This is a genomic window from Pseudomonas sp. RIT288, from assembly GCF_000631985.1.
Classification (GTDB): domain Bacteria; phylum Pseudomonadota; class Gammaproteobacteria; order Pseudomonadales; family Pseudomonadaceae; genus Aquipseudomonas.
Genome location: NZ_JFYN01000012.1, coordinates 307,824 through 325,448, shown reverse-complemented (window position 1 = coordinate 325,448; position 17,625 = coordinate 307,824). Strand labels below are relative to the sequence as shown.

Here is a 17,625-nt window from a genome sequence, read left to right as displayed (position 1 = left end):
GGCATGTTCTGCAGGCCTGTGGGATTTTTCATATCTGGCCCACCCATCGCGGGTGCCGGATAATGCCTAACCTTAAGTGACACCCGCCCGTTGCTGCCGGCAGAACCATGACCGAACTTGCGCTTACGCTGATCAGTGCCGCCCTGCTCAACAACTTCGTGTTGCACTGGCCGCTGGGCGTCGATCCGTTGCTGGCCGGCACTCGGCGCCAGGTGCATGCGCTGGGCCTGGCGACGTCGTGCCTGATGCTGAGCGTCGGCTTCATCGGTTATGTGCTCTGGCACTGGCTGCTGGTGCCGCTGCAACTGCAGGCCCTGCAGCTGTTTGTGTTCTTGCCGCTCAGCGTGCTGCTGATCGCGCCGCTGCTGAAGCTGCTGACTCGCGCGCTGCCTGACTGGCCCTTCGATGGGCTATGGCCGTTGTTGCTGGGCAATGCCGGCGTGCTGGGGCTGGCCTTGATCAATGCACAAAATGATCGTGGCCTGCTGCAGGCAACAGCGTTGAGCCTGGGTGCAGGGCTGGGTTTCTGGCTGGTGCTGAGCCTGTTCAGCGACTTGCGTGAACGCACGGCGGACAACGACATTCCCCTGCCCTTTCGCGGCTTGCCGATCGACCTGATCGGCGCCGGACTGATCGCAGTGATTTTTCTCGGATTCAGTGGACTGATCAAAACATGAGTCTGATTCAACTCATCGATGCCCTCCTGCCGCAGACCCAATGCGGCAAATGCGGCCACCCCGGGTGCAAGCCCTATGCACAAGGCATCGTCGACGGCGAACCGATCAACAAGTGCCCGCCCGGCGGTGACGAAACCATCGCCGCCCTGGCTGACCTGTTGAAAGTGCCGGTACAGGAACTGGACGTCAGCCGTGGTTCGGCACCGCCGCAAGTGGCCTACATCCGCGAAGCCGAGTGCATCGGCTGCACCAAGTGCATCCAGGCCTGCCCGATCGACGCCATCGTCGGCGCGGCGAAACTGATGCACACCGTACTGATCGACGAATGCACCGGTTGCGACCTGTGCGTGGCGCCGTGCCCGGTGGACTGCATCGAGATGCATCCGCTGCCGCTCGGCACCTTGCCGGTAGTCGGTGGCCTGGCATCCAGCCTTGAAGAACAGCGCGCACGCACGGCCAAACGCGATCATGCGCGCCAGCGTTTTGAACGCCGCAACGCCCGCCTGCAACGCGAGGAACAGCAGAAACAGGCTGAGCGTGAAGCCCGGGCGCAGCGTGCAGCGCAACCGGCGGTGGCAACTCTCGATCCGGTGCAGGCCGCTCTGGAACGGGTGCGCGCGCAGAAAGCCGCAACCGCCGATGCGGCATTGAAGAAAGCCAAGATCGATGTCGCCATGAGCCGCGCACAATTGCACAAATCGCTGAAAGCCTTCGGCCATCCGCCGACCTTCGAACAGCAATCGCAACTGATCGTGTTGCAACAGCAGTTTGAAGCCGCCGAACAGGCGTTGGCGAAACTCGAAAGCAGCGCCGCCACCGCTCCAGCCGCTGCGGCCCCGGTTCCGACGAAAGACGCCGACCTGAAGCGGGCGAAAATCCAGTTGGCCATGCGTCGCGCCGAACTTAAAAAGGCTCAGACCGCCGAAGCACCAGCGGATCAGATTGCCACGCTGGAACAGGCACTGCGTGATGCCGAGCAAGCCCTTCACGCGGCCGAGGCGTCAAGTGAGCAACCTGTGCCTGATCTGGTGCGGGTGGAAAAACGCCCGATCGACAACCAGCTTCGCCAGTTGAAAACCGAACTGGCCTACGCCCGCGCCGACCTGAGCAAACTCGAACGCCGCGCCGACACGCCGAACGACATCCTCGACAAGGCCCGCGCTCGCCTGCAGGCCGCCGAGCGTCAGGTGCAAGATCATGTCGCCACGTGAGGCACTGGACGCTCGCCTGCAACAGGCGATGAAGTGGGTTCTACTGGCCACGCTGCCGGGGCTGTTGGCGTTGTTCTGGTTTTACGGCTGGGGCGTGTTGATCAACCTGATCCTGGCGGGGAGCACCGCGCTGCTGGTCGAGGCCAGCGTCGCCCGCCTGCGCCGACAGCCACTGCAACCAACGCTCAGCGATGGCAGCGCACTGGTCAGCGCGACACTACTGGGCGCAGCCCTGCCACCTTATTGTCCGTGGTGGCTGACCGTGACCGCGGTGGCTTCAGGCCTGCTGTTCGGCAAGCATCTGTACGGTGGCATCGGCAAAAATCCGTTCAATCCGGCCATGCTCGGTTTCGCCCTGGTGATGCTGCTGTTCCCGCAGTCGATGACCCACTGGCCGGCGCATGGCATCAATCTGCAGGCCGCTTTTACACAAGTCTTGAATCCGGGCCTGGCCCCGGACGCCTGGGTGCAGGCCACTGCGCTGGACAGTCTGCGCATCAACAAAAGCCTGACCATGGATGAACTGTTCGCGGCCAACCAAGCGTTCGGCCGCTTCGGCGGACGCGGTGTGGAGTGGATCAATCTGGCGTTTCTTGGCGGCGGGCTGTTGCTGTTGCAGCGCCGGGTGATTGCCTGGCAGGCGCCGGTCGGCATGCTGGCCAGCCTGTTTGTCATCAGCCTGATCTGCTGGAATGGCTCGGGTTCCGATTCCCATGGCTCACCGCTGTTTCATCTGCTGAGCGGTGCAACCATGCTCGGTGCATTTTTCATCATTACCGAACCAGTGTCCGGCGCCAAAAGTCCGCTGGCCCGGCTGCTGTTCGGCGTGGGTGTCGGCTTGCTGACCTACTTGATCCGCACTTGGGGCGGCTACCCGGACGGTGTTGCGTTTGCGGTGTTGCTGATGAATCTCTGTGTACCGGCTCTGGAACGTTTTGCCGCCGCACGCCAGACACAGGTGCAATCATGAATCGTGCGGTTTCTGTTGTGACACTGGTGCTGCTGGCCGGCGCCGGTCTCGGCCTGACTTATGTGGTGCAGCGCGCCAGTGCGCCGCAGATTGCCAGCGAGCAACGCCTGCTCGACAGCCGCAAGCTGCTGGATATGCTCGCGCCCGATGCCTACGACAATCAGCCGCTGGAACAGCCGCTGGCGTTGACTGGTACGATGTTGAGCCATAGCACGCTGCTGGCAGGTTACCGAGCAAGCAAAGCCGGGCAGCCAGTGGCGGTGTTGTTGCGCACGCGAACCGAGGGCTATGCCGGCGTTATCGAACTGCTGATCGCCATCGATGCCAACGGTAGACTGCTGGGGGTGAAAACCCTGCAGCACAACGAAACACCGGCGCTCGGCGGACTCATCGGCGACTGGCCGAACCACTGGCTGGCGACATTTACCGGTAAATCGCGCAACTCACCTGACGACGCAGGCTGGGCCCTGAAAAAGGATCAGGGACAGTTCGATCAACTGGCGGGAGCCACCATCACATCCCGAGCCACCGTCAATGCCATCCATGACGCCCTGCGCTACTTTGATGAGCGCCGTGCAACCTTGCTGGAGAGCGGATCATGAACCGGCCGACGAATCTGACGAATGCCTTGATGCTGGCTCTGCTACTTGGCACCAGCGCGACACTGGCCGGCGCGCTGGGCATTCTGTTGATGTTGGGCGCAGTGGGGGTGGTTTACGGCGCATGCAGCCGCCCGCTGCGCTCGAGGTTGTCTGGTAACAACCTGATGCTCGCCAGTCTGCTGCTGGCCGCCACCCTGACCAGTTGCGCCAATATCCTCGCGCAGCGCTGGGCGTTGCAGTGGCAACAATCACTCGGCATCTATGCCGGGCTGATCGCCTTGCAATGCGTGGTGCTGGAATACAATGGATTCTTTCGTCAGGCGCTTGTCCAGCGCCTGCAGTTTTTTGGCCTGTCGAGCGGACTTCTTCTCGCGCTGGCTGCACTGCGTGAACTGTTCGGTCAGGGCTACATCGGCCGTGGCCTGGCCGAGCACTGGCAAGGCCTGGTTCTGTTCAACCAAGGGCTGCACCTGCTCACCCTGGTTCCCGGTGCGTTTATCGTGCTCGGGCTACTGCTCGCAGCCCGCCAGGCCTGGACCCGCTCGACCGCTCTCTCCAAGGAAACTCATCATCCATGAATGCCGCAAAACGTCTGGAAATCTTCCGCAGACTTCATGAAGACAATCCCGAGCCGAAGACCGAACTGGCCTATTCCTCGCCGTTCGAGTTGTTGATCGCGGTCATTCTTTCGGCGCAATCAACCGACGTCGGCGTCAACAAGGCCACGGCCAAACTGTTCCCGGTGGCCAATACCCCGGCAGCGATCCACGCGCTGGGCGTCGAAGGGCTGTCCGAATACATCAAGACCATCGGCCTCTATAACAGCAAAGCGAAAAACGTGATCGAGACCTGCCGCATGCTGGTCGAACTGCACAATGGCGAAGTCCCGCAGACGCGTGAAGAACTGGAAGCGCTGCCCGGCGTCGGCCGCAAGACGGCCAACGTGGTTCTCAATACCGCTTTTCGCCAGTTGACCATGGCGGTCGACACGCACATTTTTCGCGTGAGCAACCGCACCGGCATTGCACCGGGTAAAAATGTGGTTGAAGTGGAAAACAAGCTGATGAAGTTTGTGCCAAAAGACTACCTGCTGGATTCTCACCACTGGCTGATTCTGCACGGTCGTTATGTGTGCCTGGCGCGCAAGCCACGTTGTGGCAGCTGCCGGATCGAAGACTTGTGCGAGTACAAACAAAAAACCTCGGACGATTGATTGGCTATTGGAATTATTGATTCGTCGATTGAAAAAATCTTTTTTACCCGCAGCAGGAATATCGCTATAAGGAGCGCCAAAGGCAGCCTTAGCCTGGAGTTCACCTTATGACTGACAGCAAAGAACTGGATGTAGAAGAAGATTTCATCGCTGCGGAAACCGACGACGCCGAACCGGTGGTCGAGGTCGCCAAGACCAATCTGAGCAAACGTCGCACCATCGATAACCTGCTTGAGGAGCGCCGACTGCAAAAGCAATTGGCTGATTACGATTTTGACCTCTGACACTTGAAAGCCTCCCGAACCGGAGGCTTTTTAATGTCTGGGAAATACGACACTGAGCGGCCCATGATTCGTCGGCGCTCAGGATCATCAGACCAGTCCGTTGCGCTGCGCCAACTCAATCAGGTCCACCAGCGACCGGGCATTGAGCTTCAATAACAGACGGGTCTTGTACGTGCTGACCGTCTTGTTGCTGAGAAACATGCCGTCGGCAATTTCCTTGTTGGTCTTGCCCCGCGCCAATTGCTGCAACACCATCATTTCCCGGCCGGAAAGACGATCCACCATATCGGCTTCACTGGCGTTGCCCAGACTGGTCCGCACAGTATGCAGGGCCTGGTTTGGAAAATAGCTGTACCCGGACAGTACGGCTTTGATCGCACTGAGCAACTCAGTCAGATCCTGTTGTTTACAGACATATCCCGCCGCACCCGACTGCATGCAGCGCATCGAAAAATGTCCCGGTGCCTGGGAAGTCAGTACCAGAACTTTCAAGGGCATCGGTGTCGAGTTCAGACGCGCGATAACTTCCAGGCCATCGAGCTTGGGAATTCCTATGTCCAGAATAACGATATCCGGCATCTGTTCACGAGCAAGTTGTAACGCGTCCACGCCATTATCTGTTTCGGCAATAACTTCGTAGCCATGACGTTCCATCAGCATACGCACAGCAAGACGAATGACGGGGTGATCATCCACGATCAGCACTTTATTCATGGGCAAGTCCAGTTTCGCTGTTCGAATTTTTAGAGCCCGCACAATAGCCTAGTCACTTCCAACATGGCACAAGAGAGTTCCATCGCACTCCCAGCCAAAGACATTCCCTACAACAAAAAAAGATTATTCCTACAAAAAACCCGACAACGGGGATATTGGCATGCGCCCACTGTTTCTCTGACAGCGACTTCGACGTGAAAAATACTACGCCCTAGAGGCCATGCGTGGCGACGCCTCCAAGCGGCAAGCCCACCAAACGTCTGCAAAAGCGCTGTTATTGCATGACAACGCATGACTGACATTCTGAAAAAACCAGACAAACAATCAATTACCAAGAAGATAGAAAAAATCATCTACACACTTTAATAAATCAACACCTGAAACAAGATACTTCTACCCAACGGTTTTCTTTTAATATAAAAAAGAACATCAAACGCAAAACCTCAACCACATAAAAAACCATTCAACAAACACAATGGAATACACACTTAATGAGCAACCACCATGATAAAAACCAGAAAGAAAATTACCAACCCCATGACTGTCATTGCGATATTTGCATTCATTTCCGAATCATCGGCAGCCATCTCCTTACCCTTTCTTGATAACGACGAAAGAGAAGTTTATGTCTGGTTCCTGATCAGCTTCCCGTTTTACTTGCTGCTGCTATTTTTTTTAACGCTCAATTTCAACTACCGATCATTGTATGCCCCCTCGGACTTCGACAAGGACGACAGTTTTCTGAAAGTCTTTGACGAGTTGAAACCGGCCGAGCCCACACCGTGTTCGCCTTCACCAAGTGCTTGTGCAGCGCCAGGCGGGACAGCAACTCCAAACGGTTTGCAATGGACGTTGCCTGAACACAACACTGATCCGAGGCGTCGCTATCCGGACGGCACAGGTGAATCCTGCACGGAGCGCCCCTGGATTGAGCACAACATTCAACTGCCCAAACCCATGGGCACATTGCGTGCGATAGATATACGTCCGATGAGCAGCGCGCAGGCATTCAACACGCTGGCCGGACACTTTCCGCACCTTGGCAGGCAATCGGCCAAGGCAGTGGTTTTTTTGACCGATTCGGCGTCCGACGTTTTGCTCAAACAAATCACCCTCAGTCTTATCAAGCAATCGAAAAAAAACGGCGGTGCCAGACTTTTCATTGCCTACAACGTGACCACGCAAAGTACTACGGTATTAAGAGGGGTATGAAACGCAGAGTTGATGCCTGAAGTGGACATTCAAGAAAATAATGAAATTGACCGTACCGACCAACGCTCCGGGGTCAGGCCAGTCACACAGGAAAAAAAATGGCGGCTTTGTCACTGGGACAAGCCGCCATTTCTTTACAGGTCCGCGAGGTTTAGAACAGCTTGCGGCCCTTGTTCGCGGCAATGCGCATGCGCAGCGCGTTGAGCTTGATGAAGCCCGCCGCGTCGGCCTGGTTGTAAGCGCCGCCGTCTTCTTCGAAGGTCGCGATGTTGGCGTCGAACAGCGAATCGTCGGACTTGCGGCCGGTAACGATCACGTTGCCTTTGTACAGCTTCAGGCGAACCACACCGTTCACGTTGACCTGCGAAGCGTCGATCATCTGTTGCAGCATCAGACGCTCCGGGCTCCACCAGTAACCGGTGTAGATCAGGCTGGCGTATTTCGGCATCAGCTCGTCTTTGAGGTGAGCGACTTCGCGGTCCAGGGTGATCGATTCGATGGCGCGGTGCGCGCGCAGCATGATGGTGCCGCCCGGGGTTTCGTAGCAGCCACGGGACTTCATGCCCACGTAACGGTTTTCAACGATGTCCAGACGACCGATACCGTGCTGCCCACCGATCTTGTTCAGCGTTGCCAGTACGGTGGCCGGAGTCATTTCGACGCCGTCCAGCGCGACGATGTCGCCGTTGCGGTAGGTCAGTTCCAGGTATTGCGGGGTGTCGGGAGCCTTTTCCGGGGAGACGGTCCAGCGCCACATGTCTTCTTCGTGCTCGGTCCAGGTGTCTTCCAGCACGCCGCCTTCATAGGAGATGTGCAGCAGGTTGGCGTCCATCGAGTACGGGGATTTTTTCTTGCCGTGACGCTCGATCGGGATCGCGTGCTTCTCGGCGTAATCCATCAGCTTCTCGCGCGACAGCAGATCCCACTCACGCCATGGCGCAATCACTTTTACGCCTGGCTTGAGCGCGTAGGCACCCAGTTCGAAACGCACCTGGTCGTTGCCCTTGCCGGTGGCGCCATGGGAAATGGCGTCGGCGCCGGTTTCGTTGGCGATTTCGATCAGGCGTTTGGCGATCAGCGGACGTGCGATGGAAGTACCCAGCAGGTACTCGCCTTCGTAAACGGTGTTGGCGCGGAACATCGGGAACACGAAATCTCGCACGAATTCTTCGCGCAGGTCGTCGATGTAGATTTCTTTGACGCCCATGGCCTGAGCCTTGGCGCGAGCCGGCTCGACCTCTTCGCCCTGACCCAGGTCAGCGGTGAAGGTCACCACTTCACAGTTATAAGTATCCTGCAGCCACTTGAGGATCACCGAAGTGTCCAGGCCGCCGGAATACGCCAGAACGACCTTGTTTACGTCCGCCATGCCATCACTCCACGGGGTTCTACGGAAAGCCGAGGAGTCTACCGCTCAAATGCGATAATTTACAGGGGCGCGACAGCTTAAGACGACAAAGCGACAGAATCTGTCGACAGCGCGACGATGACCGGCAGGTCAGGAAGTCGCCGCAGCGTTGGCTGGCGTGCTGGCTTGTGGCGCTGGCGCGGTAGTTGGCGCCACTCGCGCGAGCTTCACGCTGACCCGGCGATTCTTCGCCCGGTTAGCCGCATTGTTGTTTGGCACCAGCGGGTATTGCTCGCCATGGAAACGCACAGTGATCTGCGATTCGGCGATGCCGTTGGCCTTGAAGAAATCGACCACTGCCAGCGCCCGACGCCGCGACAGTTCACGGTTGGTCAGACGGTTGCCGCTGTTGTCGGAGTAGCCATCGAGTTCGATGTGATTGACCGTCGGATCGGCCTTCATGTACTCGAGCATCACTTGCAGCCTGCCCTTGGCGGCGGCGTCCAGGTCAGTGCCTTCACCGGGGAAGCCGACCTGAGACTGTTTGACCTGATCGAAATTCTGCGGCAGCAATTTCGCCACACACGTCTGGTAATCATTGAACGCTTTGCTGAACTTCACCGGCAGCAGACGCACTTCCGAAACCCGGCCATCGCCAGACGCACGGCGCACCACCGGGCTGCGGCCATCCAGCAGACCGCTGATCAGCCCGCCGGCCTGGGATTGTGAACTGTTGAACAGCACGTTGCCGGTGCCGAGCCTGACGCTGCCCAAATTGATGTCGTTGCGCCCCGGCTGCCATGGCGCCGCCGCCGCAAGCAACGTCGCCGAACCGCCACCGAGCATGGCGTTGTAGGCATTGAGGCGGAATATCGCCTGCTCGCCGGCCTTGCGCACGAACTGGCCCGAGCCGAAATCGGTGATCGGCTGGGTCAGGCGGCACTCGAACTTGTCGCCCTCGACCGTCCACTCAATGTTCTCCAGACGCGTCTGGTAGGTGAGCGCCATCGCGGGGAGGCTGGCAAACACACTGAGCAAGGCTAAATATCGCTGGCGCACGGGAGGCTCCATTGGCTTCTGTAACACAAAGACCGATTCACACTATGTTTACGGCATACCTACGGGATATCGGAAGGTTCCTGCAAAACTTGATAGCGAGTGCCTGCAAGAGTCTTTTCCGGTAGCATTCCCCTCAGTTTGACCCGCCTGGAATCCCCTCATGTCCGACCGCCTGACCCTGCTGCGTCCCGACGACTGGCACATTCATCTTCGCGATGGTGCCGTGTTGACCAATACCGTTGCCGATGTTGCGCGCACCTTTGGCCGCGCCATCATCATGCCCAACCTGGTACCACCGGTGCGCAACGCCGCTGAAGCCGATGGCTATCGCCAGCGGATTCTCGCTGCCCGCCCGGCCGGCAGTCGCTTCGAACCGCTGATGGTGCTGTACCTCACCGACCGCACTCAGCCCGAAGAAATTCGTGAAGCCAAGGCCAGCGGTTTCGTGCACGCCGCCAAACTGTACCCGGCCGGCGCCACCACCAACTCCGATTCCGGGGTGACCAGCATCGACAAGATCTTCCCGGCGCTGGAAGCCATGGCCGAAGTCGGCATGCCGCTGCTGATCCACGGCGAAGTCACCCGTGGCGATGTCGACGTCTTCGACCGCGAAAAGATTTTCATCGATGAGCACATGCGCCGTGTCGTCGAGCGTTTCCCGACACTCAAAGTGGTGTTCGAACACATCACCACCGGCGACGCCGTGCAGTTCGTCAACGAGGCTTCGGCCAACGTCGGCGCGACCATCACCGCGCATCACCTGCTGTACAACCGCAACCACATGTTGGTGGGCGGGATTCGGCCGCACTTCTACTGCCTGCCGATCCTCAAGCGTAATACCCATCAGGAAGCCCTGCTCGACGCCGCCACCAGCGGCAGCGCGAAGTTCTTCCTCGGTACCGACTCGGCGCCGCACGCCCAGCACGCCAAGGAAGCCGCCTGCGGCTGCGCCGGCTGCTACACCGCGTACGCCGCCATCGAGTTGTATGCCGAAGCGTTCGAACAGCGCAACGCGCTGGACAAGCTCGAAGCCTTCGCCAGCCTCAACGGCCCGCGTTTCTACGGTCTGCCTGTCAACACCGATCGCATCACCCTGGTTCGCGAAGAGTGGACCGCCCCGACCAGCCTGCCGTTTGGCGAGCTGAACGTTATCCCGCTGCGCGCCGGTGAAAAACTGCGCTGGCGCCTGCTGGAGGAACACGCGTGAGTGAAGACCATTTCGACGACGAACTGGACGGTCAAGGTGGCGGCGGCGGTTCCCGTCACCCAATGGCAGCACGTTTTCGCGGTTACCTGCCGGTAGTCGTCGACGTAGAGACCGGTGGTTTCAACTCGGCTACCGACGCTTTGCTGGAGATTGCCGCGACCACCATCGCCATGGATGAAAAGGGATTCGTCTATCCGGATCACACCTACTTCTTCCGCGTCGAGCCGTTCGAAGGCGCCAACATCGAAGCGGCGGCCCTGGAGTTCACCGGGATCAAGCTCGATCATCCGCTGCGCATGGCCGTCAGCGAAGAAACCGCGCTGACCGACATCTTCCGTGGCATCCGCAAGGCGCTGAAGGCCAATGGCTGCAAGCGCGCGATTCTGGTCGGGCATAACAGCAGCTTCGACCTCGGCTTCCTGAATGCTGCGGTTGCGCGTCTGGACATGAAGCGCAACCCGTTCCACCCGTTCTCCAGTTTCGACACCGCGACGCTGGCCGGCCTGGCTTACGGTCAAACCGTCCTGGCCAAGGCCTGTCAGGCAGCCGACATCGACTTCGACGGCCGTGAAGCGCATTCGGCGCGTTACGACACCGAGAAGACCGCCGAACTGTTCTGCGGCATCGTCAACCGCTGGAAGCAGATGGGCGGCTGGGAAGACTTCGACGACTGATCCTCGTCCGGGCGAATCCCGCGCATTAAAAAACCGGCCACGTGGGCCGGTTTTTTAATGCTTATAGAGTTTGAATTCTCGGTCAATCCACACGACATAAAAAAACCGATGATTCTTGTAACCGACCATCGCTACGCGCTCAAAAGCCCTAAACACCAACAATCTGACATCACCGGTTAAAAAAGCAGGCATTCCCACTTTCAGGCTGTTCCTCTCAATTGTTTCACAGCCATAACGATGCCTATGCTCTCTGCGCAACTCTCTCCAAGGCATTTTTCCCAGAATCCTCAGGCGCTCAAGCATTTTCGACCTTTCGTTGGCCTCGCAATCTTGGATGCACCAGCCATTCTGCAAATACTCAAATGAGAAAACCGGAGGTCGCGCTTCCGATGTATCTATTTCGATGCTTGACGTCCGTGCCGTTACTTTAACCGCCGCATCGCTTTCCCTGCGTTTGAGCTTGGCCATTTGTCAGTTCACCCAATGCTCCCGGAAATACTCCTGCATCTCGCAGACGGGAATTTCCCGACTGAACTCCCCTTCCTTGTAGTTTCTACGCCAAGGGGATTCTTCATGCGTCAACTGACGTAGTTTCCACGCCGAGAATTGGCCATAAACGTCGAATACTTCGTTGAGCAGACTTTGTTGTTTGGCACTGAACACATCGGGATTGAAATCACTTGGAGGTGGAATTGAACCCGACCCAAATTGGCTGAATCTTCGATACAGATCCGGAACCACTGGCCCGTGCATCCACGCTTCCAGCTTTTCAGGGAATAGAACCTCGCCATGGACGGCCAGACTGAACCCTTGAGCGTAATAAACCATCTTTTGAATTTTGAGATTGGATATCTCGCCTTCATGCCCTTCCAGGCAAAGGAAATAATCCGCAACGTCCAAGCTACTCGGCATTTGAATCCCCTTCTGCGTCATGCAATCCATTGCACCGTCCTTACCTGAAGTGAGGCGCGATGCGGGCCTAGGCGATAGACCTCGCACCTCAATTTCGCTAGACCACAACCCTATCCAGCCACTGTTCAGTCATCCAGTATTTTTTCCAGGCATTTGATACAAATGATGCCGAGAGGCTGTGTCTCATAATGCGACGTATAAAAAAACCGGCCACGTGGGCCGGTTTTTTGTACCTCGACGTTGCGCCTTACAGGGCAGCAGCGTTCTCGGTCAGGTAAGCCGCAACGCCTTCTGGCGAAGCGTTCATGCCTTTGTCGCCTTTCTTCCAGTTGGCAGGGCAGACTTCGCCGTGCTCTTCGTGGAATTGCAGAGCGTCGACCAGACGGATCAGCTCTTCCATGTTACGGCCCAGCGGCAGGTCGTTGATGATCTGCGAGCGGACAACGCCCTTGTCGTCGATCAGGAACGCTCCACGGAAAGCCACGCCGCCTTCGGACTCGACGTCGTAGGCCTTGGCGATTTCGTGCTTCATGTCGGCAGCCATGGTGTATTTCACCTGGCCGATGCCGCCGTTGTTGACCGGGGTGTTGCGCCAGGCGTTGTGGGTGAAGTGCGAGTCGATCGACACGGCAACCACTTCCACGTTACGCGCCTTGAAGTCAGCCATGCGGTTGTCCAGAGCGATCAGCTCGGACGGGCAGACGAAGGTGAAGTCCAGTGGGTAGAAGAACACCAGGCCGTATTTGCCTTTGATGGCCGAGGACAGGGTGAAGCTGTCAACGATCTCGCCATTGCCGAGTACGGCCGGGACGGTGAAGTCAGGGGCTTGTTTGCCTACGAGTACGCTCATGGATATCTCCTGGTGAATAACTTGAAGTTCAGGGTCCGGGCCAGCCTGCCACCCTGAGGCGACAGCCCTGTGACACGAACCCTCTTCGCAAGGGCCGACCATCATACACTGCGTTTTTCGCCTGTCCTTAACGGTTTTTTGCCCAAAGCGGATAACCGGGCAGCATTTTCGGGGCCAGGCAATTCGCCATTAATCACCGTTCGTCAGTGACCAGCCTTCCGATCGAAAACCATTCAGAAAGCACTTTGACAATCATTCTCGTTAACATTAAGATCCATCGCAATTGAGTCACAACCAGCGACGGTTCTCACTTATGTATGTTTGTCTCTGCACTGGCGTCACCGACGGACAAATCCGCGAAGCGATCTATGAAGGTTGCTGCAGCTACAAAGAAGTCCGCCAGGCCACCGGCGTCGCCAGTCAATGCGGCAAATGTGCCTGCCTTGCCAAGGAAGTGGTGCGCGAAACCCTGACCAAGCTACAAACCGCTCAGGCCGCGATCCCCTATCCGGTAGAATTTACTGCTGCGTAATTACCCCCCATTTCGAAGAACCGGACTAATGTCCGGTTTTTTTATGCCTGCAAATCAATCGGTTAGACGCTAGACGCGGAACACAAACATTCTTATTCAGATTTAATTTCATTTATTATTCAATAACTTAGGTTTGACACTTATAAATACCAAGCTCAAACTCCGCTTTATATACAGCTAATACAGGGCAGGACTCCCATCATGAAAGGCGACATTACAGTCATCCAGCATCTCAACAAGATCCTTGCCAATGAGCTGGTCGCGATCAATCAGTACTTCCTGCATGCGCGCATGTATGAAGATTGGGGCCTGAACAAGCTGGGCAAGCACGAGTACCACGAATCCATCGACGAGATGAAACACGCGGACAAGCTGATCAAGCGCATCCTGTTCCTCGAAGGCCTGCCGAACGTGCAGGATCTGGGCAAGCTGCACATCGGCGAGCACACCCGGGAAATGCTGGAATGCGACCTGCGTATCGAGAAGACCGGCCACGCCGATCTGAAAGCCGCCATCGCCCACTGCGAATCGGTTGGCGACTTCGGCAGCCGTGAACTGCTCGAAGACATTCTCGAATCCGAAGAGGAGCACATCGACTGGCTGGAAACCCAACTGGGCCTGATCGATAAAGTCGGTCTCGAGAACTATCTGCAATCACAGATGGGCGAAGAGTAGGAGCTGCCGCAGGCTGCGATCTTTTCAGATTGCACTGGCAACTCGCATTAACTTTTCCAGCGCACTAAAAAGCCCCGCCCTCTTTCGAGGTGCGGGGCTTTTTATTGGCTGCAGATCGAAAGATCGCAGCCTCGTTTCACTCGACAGCTCCTACAGGAGGAACCAGCGCCGAGTGAAGCGGGATCAAGCTTCGGACTTGTTCGCAGCAGCGGCTTCGACCGCCGCCTTGATGGTGCTTTGCAGCGAACCGTCTGCAGCCATCTCGGTCATGATGTCGCTACCGCCGACCAGCTCACCGCCGACCCACAGTTGCGGGAAAGTCGGCCAGTTGGCGTACTTCGGCAGGTTGGCGCGGATTTCCGGGTTCTGCAGGATATCCACGTACGCAAACTTTTCGCCACACGCCATCACGGCCTGCGCAGCTTTCGCGGAGAAGCCACACTGCGGGGCATTCGGCGAGCCTTTCATGTAAAGCAGAATGGTGTTGTTGGCAATCTGCTCTTTAATCGTTTCGATGATATCCATGGAGCACCTCGGCTGAACTTTCCGACTCATGGGTCGGCACGGTGACGCATTGTAACGGAATCCCGAGCGCCATGCTCGGTCTCCCCGACGGTCATGTTCAGGCCGCCGCCACCGTCACCGGTACGCCATTGAGCGCGGCGTTGCCCGACAACTCGTCGAGTTGGCATTCATCCGTCAGGTCGTTGGCACTCGACCCCGGCTGACCGCTGGCAATCGCCATTTGCACGCCCGGCCGCGCATGCCCCCACCCGTGCGGAAGGCTGACCACGCCCTTCATCATATCCAGGCTGCCGAGCACTTCGACCTCGATCTGCCCTACCCGCGAGCTGACGCGAACTAACTGACCATCGTTGAGCCCACGGCTGGCGAGGTCATCCGGGTGCATCAACAATTGATGCCGTGGCTTGCCCTTCACCAGACGATGATAATTGTGCATCCAGGAATTGTTGCTGCGCACATGCCGACGGCCAATCATCAACAGCTCATCAGCGGCTGGCGCCTGCAAGGCCGCGAAGCGTGCGAGGTCTGCGAGGATCTCCGGCGGCGCAGCCTGCACCCGTTGATTCGGCGTCTTGAGGCGAGCGGCAAGATTCGGTTTCAACGCCCCAAGATCAATCCCGTGCGGATGATCGAACAACGTCGCCAATGACAGCTTTTGCTCGGATGCATCGCCATACAGACCCATGCGCAGGCCCATGTCGATCATCTTCGCCGGCGGCATCGTCGGTTTCAGCTCCTTGCCGGTCTTCTCGGCAAACGCCTTGGCCAGGCCGACAAAGATCTCCCAGTCGTGCAATGCGCCCTCGGGTTTGGCGAGAATCGCCCGGTTGAAGCGGGTGACGTTGCGCACCGCGAACAGGTTGAACGTAGTGTCGTAGTGATCGTTCTCCAGCGCCGAGGTCGATGGCAGGATCAAATCGGCGTAACGCGTGGTTTCGTTGATGTACAGATCAATGCTGAGCATGAACTCCAGGCCATCCAGCGCCTGCTCCAGTTGCCGGCCGTTCGGCGTCGACAACACCGGATTGCCGGCGACGGTGATCAGCGCGCGAATCTGCCCTTCACCTTCGGTGAGCATCTCTTCAGCCAGCGCCGACACCGGCAGTTCGCCGCCGTACTCAGGGCGCCCGGACACCCGGCTCTGCCATTTGTTGAAATGCCCGCCCGAGGTCGATGCCACCAGATCCACCGCCGGCTCGGTGCACAACGCTCCGCCGACCCGGTCAAGGTTGCCGGTGACCAGATTGATCAACTGCACCAGCCAATGGCACAAGGTGCCGAACGCCTGAGTGGAAACACCCATGCGCCCGTAGCACACCGCGCTCGGCGCTGCGGCGAAATCCCGCGCCAGTTGGCGGATCTGCTCCGCCGGCACCGCACACAGCGGGCTCATGGCTTCGGCAGTGAACGTGGCGACGGCTGCGCGCACTTCATCGAGGCCATCAACCGGCAAGTGACTGTCACGGGTCAGGCCTTCATTGAACAAGGTGTTGAGCACCCCGAACAGCAACGCCGCGTCGCCACCGGGCCGCACGAACAAGTGCTGATCGGCGATGGCCGCCGTTTCGCTGCGCCGCGGGTCGACTACCACCACTTTGCCGCCGCGCGCCTGAATCGCCTTCAGACGCTTTTCGACATCCGGCACGGTCATGATGCTGCCGTTCGACGCCAGCGGGTTGCCGCCGAGGATCAGCATGAAATCGGTGTGATCGATGTCCGGGATCGGCAACAGCAAGCCGTGGCCATACATCAGGTAACTGCTCAGGTGATGCGGTAACTGATCGACCGAGGTCGCCGAGAAGCGGTTGCGCGTCTTCAGCAGGCCGAGGAAATAGTTGCTGTGGGTCATGAGCCCGTAGTTGTGTACGCTCGGGTTGCCCTGATAGACCGCCACGGCGTTCTGCCCGTGACGCTCCTGAATCGCCGCCAGACGTTCGGCCACCAGCGCAAAGGCTTCGTCCCACTCGATCGGCAGCCATTCGCTGCCGACCCGGCGCATTGGCTGGCGCAGGCGATCGGGATCGCTCTGGATGTCTTGCAGGGCCACGGCCTTGGGGCAGATGTGCCCACGACTGAACGTGTCGAGGGCATCGCCCTTGATCGAGGTGATCGCGACGCTACCATCGGTTTCGGTGGTCTCGATAGTCAGGCCGCAAATAGCTTCGCACAGGTGGCAGGCACGGTGATGGAGAGTCTTGGTCATGGCCAGTCTCTGTCTTGTTCTGGGCAGGCAACGGGCATGCCTGCGGGAACAAAACTATGGCCCGTGTACGGGAGTGACGCCAGCGATGTTCGTCTTGTGAATCGACGGCTATCAGGCGAGCCGATAGCCCGCCAGGCTCAGTTGGACGGCAACTGCGGCGGCGCCTGCAGCTGGATTTCCTGAATGGTTTCGATCTGCTCGTGGGCGACGTGCACGCCGGTGAGTTCGCCGATCAGTCGCCAGTGCTCGTCGAGCCCGGCACTGATGGTCGCCATGCGATCGATCATGTGGCGGCCGGCGGTCTTGACCACTTCGTCTTCGCTGCGCAGCAGTTCGAAGGACATTGAAGTCACCGAAGCGGTGAGATGGGTCAGTGAGCGCGCCGTGTGGCCCAGCAGTTCCATTAACAGTTGTTCTTTCGATTCCATGCGGAGGCTTCCTGCGTCGCTCGAAACTTATTTATAACCCAGCACTTTGCTTTAGCAAATGTTTCAGTCTGAGCATCCGACCAAGTGATGGCGTGGCGCCACGGTCGTAAACCGACCTGGTCGACCTGATCCCCGCCACGCTGCATTGCCAAGCCCCGCGAGGCCAGTGTACAAAGAGGCTCGCTGCTGTCTTGAACCCGGCTTCAACTGCGTACTGCAACATCCAGTGCGCCCTCCGAATCCCGCAAAAACCGTAGCCTATTGGCGTAACGCGACATTTAGTGTCAATATCGCGCCTCCCCCTATTTCGTCGCCCCGTGCGGCTTACG

The 17,625-nt window shown here is 58.2% G+C and carries 21 protein-coding genes; 12 read left to right on the top strand and 9 right to left on the bottom strand.

Annotation, left to right across the window (positions count from 1 at the left end; translation table 11 throughout):
- Nucleotides 1-107 precede the first annotated feature (107 nt).
- The 7 genes from BW33_RS13145 (at nt 108) to BW33_RS29980 (ending at nt 4,957) form a co-directional block, all read left to right on the top strand.
- Nucleotides 108-677, top strand: a complete 570-nt coding sequence (locus BW33_RS13145) for an Rnf-Nqr domain containing protein (protein ID WP_047599401.1) — start codon at nt 108-110, stop codon at nt 675-677.
- Complete coding sequence (rsxB, locus tag BW33_RS13140) at nt 674-1,888, top strand: electron transport complex subunit RsxB (RefSeq protein WP_047599399.1); 1,215 nt, start codon at nt 674-676, stop codon at nt 1,886-1,888. The genes BW33_RS13145 and rsxB overlap by 4 nt, the downstream gene beginning before the upstream one ends.
- Complete coding sequence (locus tag BW33_RS13135; protein ID WP_047599398.1) at nt 1,875-2,858, top strand: RnfABCDGE type electron transport complex subunit D; 984 nt, start codon at nt 1,875-1,877, stop codon at nt 2,856-2,858. The genes rsxB and BW33_RS13135 overlap by 14 nt, the downstream gene beginning before the upstream one ends.
- Nucleotides 2,855-3,460, top strand: a complete 606-nt coding sequence (locus BW33_RS13130; protein WP_047599397.1) for an RnfABCDGE type electron transport complex subunit G — start codon at nt 2,855-2,857, stop codon at nt 3,458-3,460. The genes BW33_RS13135 and BW33_RS13130 overlap by 4 nt, the downstream gene beginning before the upstream one ends.
- The gene (locus tag BW33_RS13125; protein WP_047599395.1) at nt 3,457-4,038 is read left to right on the top strand and encodes an Rnf-Nqr domain containing protein; all 582 of its coding nucleotides are present in this window, start codon (nt 3,457-3,459) and stop codon (nt 4,036-4,038) included. The genes BW33_RS13130 and BW33_RS13125 overlap by 4 nt, the downstream gene beginning before the upstream one ends.
- Nucleotides 4,035-4,673 (top strand): endonuclease III, encoded by a 639-nt coding sequence (gene nth / locus BW33_RS13120; RefSeq protein WP_047599393.1) that lies wholly within the window; start codon nt 4,035-4,037, stop codon nt 4,671-4,673. Before BW33_RS13125 ends, nth begins: the two co-directional genes overlap by 4 nt.
- 107 nt (nt 4,674-4,780) lie before the next feature.
- Nucleotides 4,781-4,957, top strand: coding sequence for a PA3496 family putative envelope integrity protein (locus tag BW33_RS29980; RefSeq protein WP_047599392.1), 177 nt, complete (start codon nt 4,781-4,783; stop codon nt 4,955-4,957).
- A gap of 87 nt (nt 4,958-5,044) precedes the next feature.
- Here BW33_RS29980 and BW33_RS13110 read toward each other — a convergent pair whose 3' ends face one another.
- Entirely contained in the window at nt 5,045-5,671 is a 627-nt protein-coding gene (locus BW33_RS13110) for a response regulator transcription factor (RefSeq protein WP_003227711.1), read from the bottom strand.
- Nucleotides 5,672-6,175: 504 nt separating this feature from the next.
- Between BW33_RS13110 and BW33_RS13105 the strand changes: the two genes are divergently transcribed.
- A complete protein-coding gene (locus BW33_RS13105; protein WP_047599391.1) occupies nt 6,176-6,883 on the top strand; it encodes a hypothetical protein in 708 nt (235 codons plus the stop codon).
- Nucleotides 6,884-7,034: 151 nt separating this feature from the next.
- Here BW33_RS13105 and BW33_RS13100 read toward each other — a convergent pair whose 3' ends face one another.
- Complete coding sequence (locus BW33_RS13100; RefSeq protein WP_007963976.1) at nt 7,035-8,252, bottom strand: argininosuccinate synthase; 1,218 nt, start codon at nt 8,250-8,252, stop codon at nt 7,035-7,037.
- 129 nt (nt 8,253-8,381) lie between these two features.
- Complete coding sequence (locus BW33_RS13095; protein ID WP_047599390.1) at nt 8,382-9,290, bottom strand: flagellar protein MotY; 909 nt, start codon at nt 9,288-9,290, stop codon at nt 8,382-8,384.
- A gap of 160 nt (nt 9,291-9,450) precedes the next feature.
- Here BW33_RS13095 and pyrC point away from each other — a divergent pair, with 160 nt between their 5' ends.
- Nucleotides 9,451-10,497 carry a dihydroorotase gene (pyrC, locus tag BW33_RS13090; protein WP_047599389.1) on the top strand — a complete coding sequence of 349 codons (1,047 nt, stop codon included), beginning with the start codon at nt 9,451-9,453 and terminating at the stop codon, nt 10,495-10,497.
- Nucleotides 10,494-11,171: a ribonuclease T gene (rnt, locus tag BW33_RS13085; protein WP_007963973.1), complete on the top strand. Its 678-nt coding sequence runs from the start codon at nt 10,494-10,496 to the stop codon at nt 11,169-11,171. Before pyrC ends, rnt begins: the two co-directional genes overlap by 4 nt.
- A 54-nt stretch (nt 11,172-11,225) precedes the next feature.
- Here rnt and BW33_RS13080 read toward each other — a convergent pair whose 3' ends face one another.
- The 3 genes from BW33_RS13080 to BW33_RS13070 form a co-directional block, all read right to left on the bottom strand.
- Entirely contained in the window at nt 11,226-11,639 is a 414-nt protein-coding gene (locus tag BW33_RS13080) for a hypothetical protein (RefSeq protein ID WP_047599388.1), read from the bottom strand.
- 3 nt (nt 11,640-11,642) lie between these two features.
- Nucleotides 11,643-12,113, bottom strand: coding sequence for a Panacea domain-containing protein (locus tag BW33_RS13075; protein WP_047599386.1), 471 nt, complete (start codon nt 12,111-12,113; stop codon nt 11,643-11,645).
- Nucleotides 12,114-12,330: 217 nt separating this feature from the next.
- Nucleotides 12,331-12,933 carry a peroxiredoxin gene (locus tag BW33_RS13070; protein ID WP_007963972.1) on the bottom strand — a complete coding sequence of 201 codons (603 nt, stop codon included), beginning with the start codon at nt 12,931-12,933 and terminating at the stop codon, nt 12,331-12,333.
- 313 nt (nt 12,934-13,246) lie between these two features.
- On the opposite strand from BW33_RS13070, the gene BW33_RS13065 reads away from it, so the two are divergent.
- Together BW33_RS13065 and bfr are read left to right on the top strand one after the other, a co-directional pair.
- Entirely contained in the window at nt 13,247-13,465 is a 219-nt protein-coding gene (locus BW33_RS13065; protein WP_003227725.1) for a bacterioferritin-associated ferredoxin, read from the top strand.
- A 201-nt stretch (nt 13,466-13,666) separates the two neighbouring features.
- Nucleotides 13,667-14,140: a bacterioferritin gene (bfr, locus tag BW33_RS13060; RefSeq protein ID WP_007963971.1), complete on the top strand. Its 474-nt coding sequence runs from the start codon at nt 13,667-13,669 to the stop codon at nt 14,138-14,140.
- 183 nt (nt 14,141-14,323) lie between these two features.
- On the opposite strand, the gene grxD is transcribed toward bfr, so the two are convergent.
- The 3 genes from grxD to BW33_RS13045 form a co-directional block, all read right to left on the bottom strand.
- On the bottom strand, nt 14,324-14,665 hold the full coding sequence (gene grxD, locus BW33_RS13055; protein WP_016773402.1) for a Grx4 family monothiol glutaredoxin: 342 nt from the start codon (nt 14,663-14,665) through the stop codon (nt 14,324-14,326).
- 97 nt (nt 14,666-14,762) lie between these two features.
- Nucleotides 14,763-16,868, bottom strand: a complete 2,106-nt coding sequence (locus tag BW33_RS13050; protein WP_047599383.1) for a molybdopterin oxidoreductase family protein — start codon at nt 16,866-16,868, stop codon at nt 14,763-14,765.
- Between the two features lie 137 nt (nt 16,869-17,005).
- Nucleotides 17,006-17,296, bottom strand: coding sequence for a hypothetical protein (locus BW33_RS13045; protein ID WP_047599382.1), 291 nt, complete (start codon nt 17,294-17,296; stop codon nt 17,006-17,008).
- Nucleotides 17,297-17,625: the final 329 nt, after the last annotated feature.

Bases quoted from the DNA above. Each gene is read 5' to 3' on its own strand.
- rsxB (WP_047599399.1), top strand. From the start codon at position 674: ATGAGTCTGATTCAACTCATCGATGCCCTCCTGCCGCAGACCCAATGC.
- nth (WP_047599393.1), top strand. From the start codon at position 4,035: ATGAATGCCGCAAAACGTCTGGAAATCTTCCGCAGACTTCATGAAGAC.
- bfr (WP_007963971.1), top strand. From the start codon at position 13,667: ATGAAAGGCGACATTACAGTCATCCAGCATCTCAACAAGATCCTTGCC.
- BW33_RS29980 (WP_047599392.1), top strand. From the start codon at position 4,781: ATGACTGACAGCAAAGAACTGGATGTAGAAGAAGATTTCATCGCTGCG.
- BW33_RS13050 (WP_047599383.1), bottom strand. From the start codon at position 16,868: ATGACCAAGACTCTCCATCACCGTGCCTGCCACCTGTGCGAAGCTATT.
- BW33_RS13125 (WP_047599395.1), top strand. From the start codon at position 3,457: ATGAACCGGCCGACGAATCTGACGAATGCCTTGATGCTGGCTCTGCTA.
- BW33_RS13065 (WP_003227725.1), top strand. From the start codon at position 13,247: ATGTATGTTTGTCTCTGCACTGGCGTCACCGACGGACAAATCCGCGAA.
- BW33_RS13110 (WP_003227711.1), bottom strand. From the start codon at position 5,671: ATGAATAAAGTGCTGATCGTGGATGATCACCCCGTCATTCGTCTTGCT.
- BW33_RS13135 (WP_047599398.1), top strand. From the start codon at position 1,875: ATGTCGCCACGTGAGGCACTGGACGCTCGCCTGCAACAGGCGATGAAG.
- BW33_RS13100 (WP_007963976.1), bottom strand. From the start codon at position 8,252: ATGGCGGACGTAAACAAGGTCGTTCTGGCGTATTCCGGCGGCCTGGAC.
- BW33_RS13070 (WP_007963972.1), bottom strand. From the start codon at position 12,933: ATGAGCGTACTCGTAGGCAAACAAGCCCCTGACTTCACCGTCCCGGCC.
- BW33_RS13075 (WP_047599386.1), bottom strand. From the start codon at position 12,113: ATGGATTGCATGACGCAGAAGGGGATTCAAATGCCGAGTAGCTTGGAC.
- BW33_RS13045 (WP_047599382.1), bottom strand. From the start codon at position 17,296: ATGGAATCGAAAGAACAACTGTTAATGGAACTGCTGGGCCACACGGCG.
- pyrC (WP_047599389.1), top strand. From the start codon at position 9,451: ATGTCCGACCGCCTGACCCTGCTGCGTCCCGACGACTGGCACATTCAT.
- BW33_RS13080 (WP_047599388.1), bottom strand. From the start codon at position 11,639: ATGGCCAAGCTCAAACGCAGGGAAAGCGATGCGGCGGTTAAAGTAACG.
- grxD (WP_016773402.1), bottom strand. From the start codon at position 14,665: ATGGATATCATCGAAACGATTAAAGAGCAGATTGCCAACAACACCATT.
- BW33_RS13105 (WP_047599391.1), top strand. From the start codon at position 6,176: ATGATAAAAACCAGAAAGAAAATTACCAACCCCATGACTGTCATTGCG.
- BW33_RS13145 (WP_047599401.1), top strand. From the start codon at position 108: ATGACCGAACTTGCGCTTACGCTGATCAGTGCCGCCCTGCTCAACAAC.
- BW33_RS13130 (WP_047599397.1), top strand. From the start codon at position 2,855: ATGAATCGTGCGGTTTCTGTTGTGACACTGGTGCTGCTGGCCGGCGCC.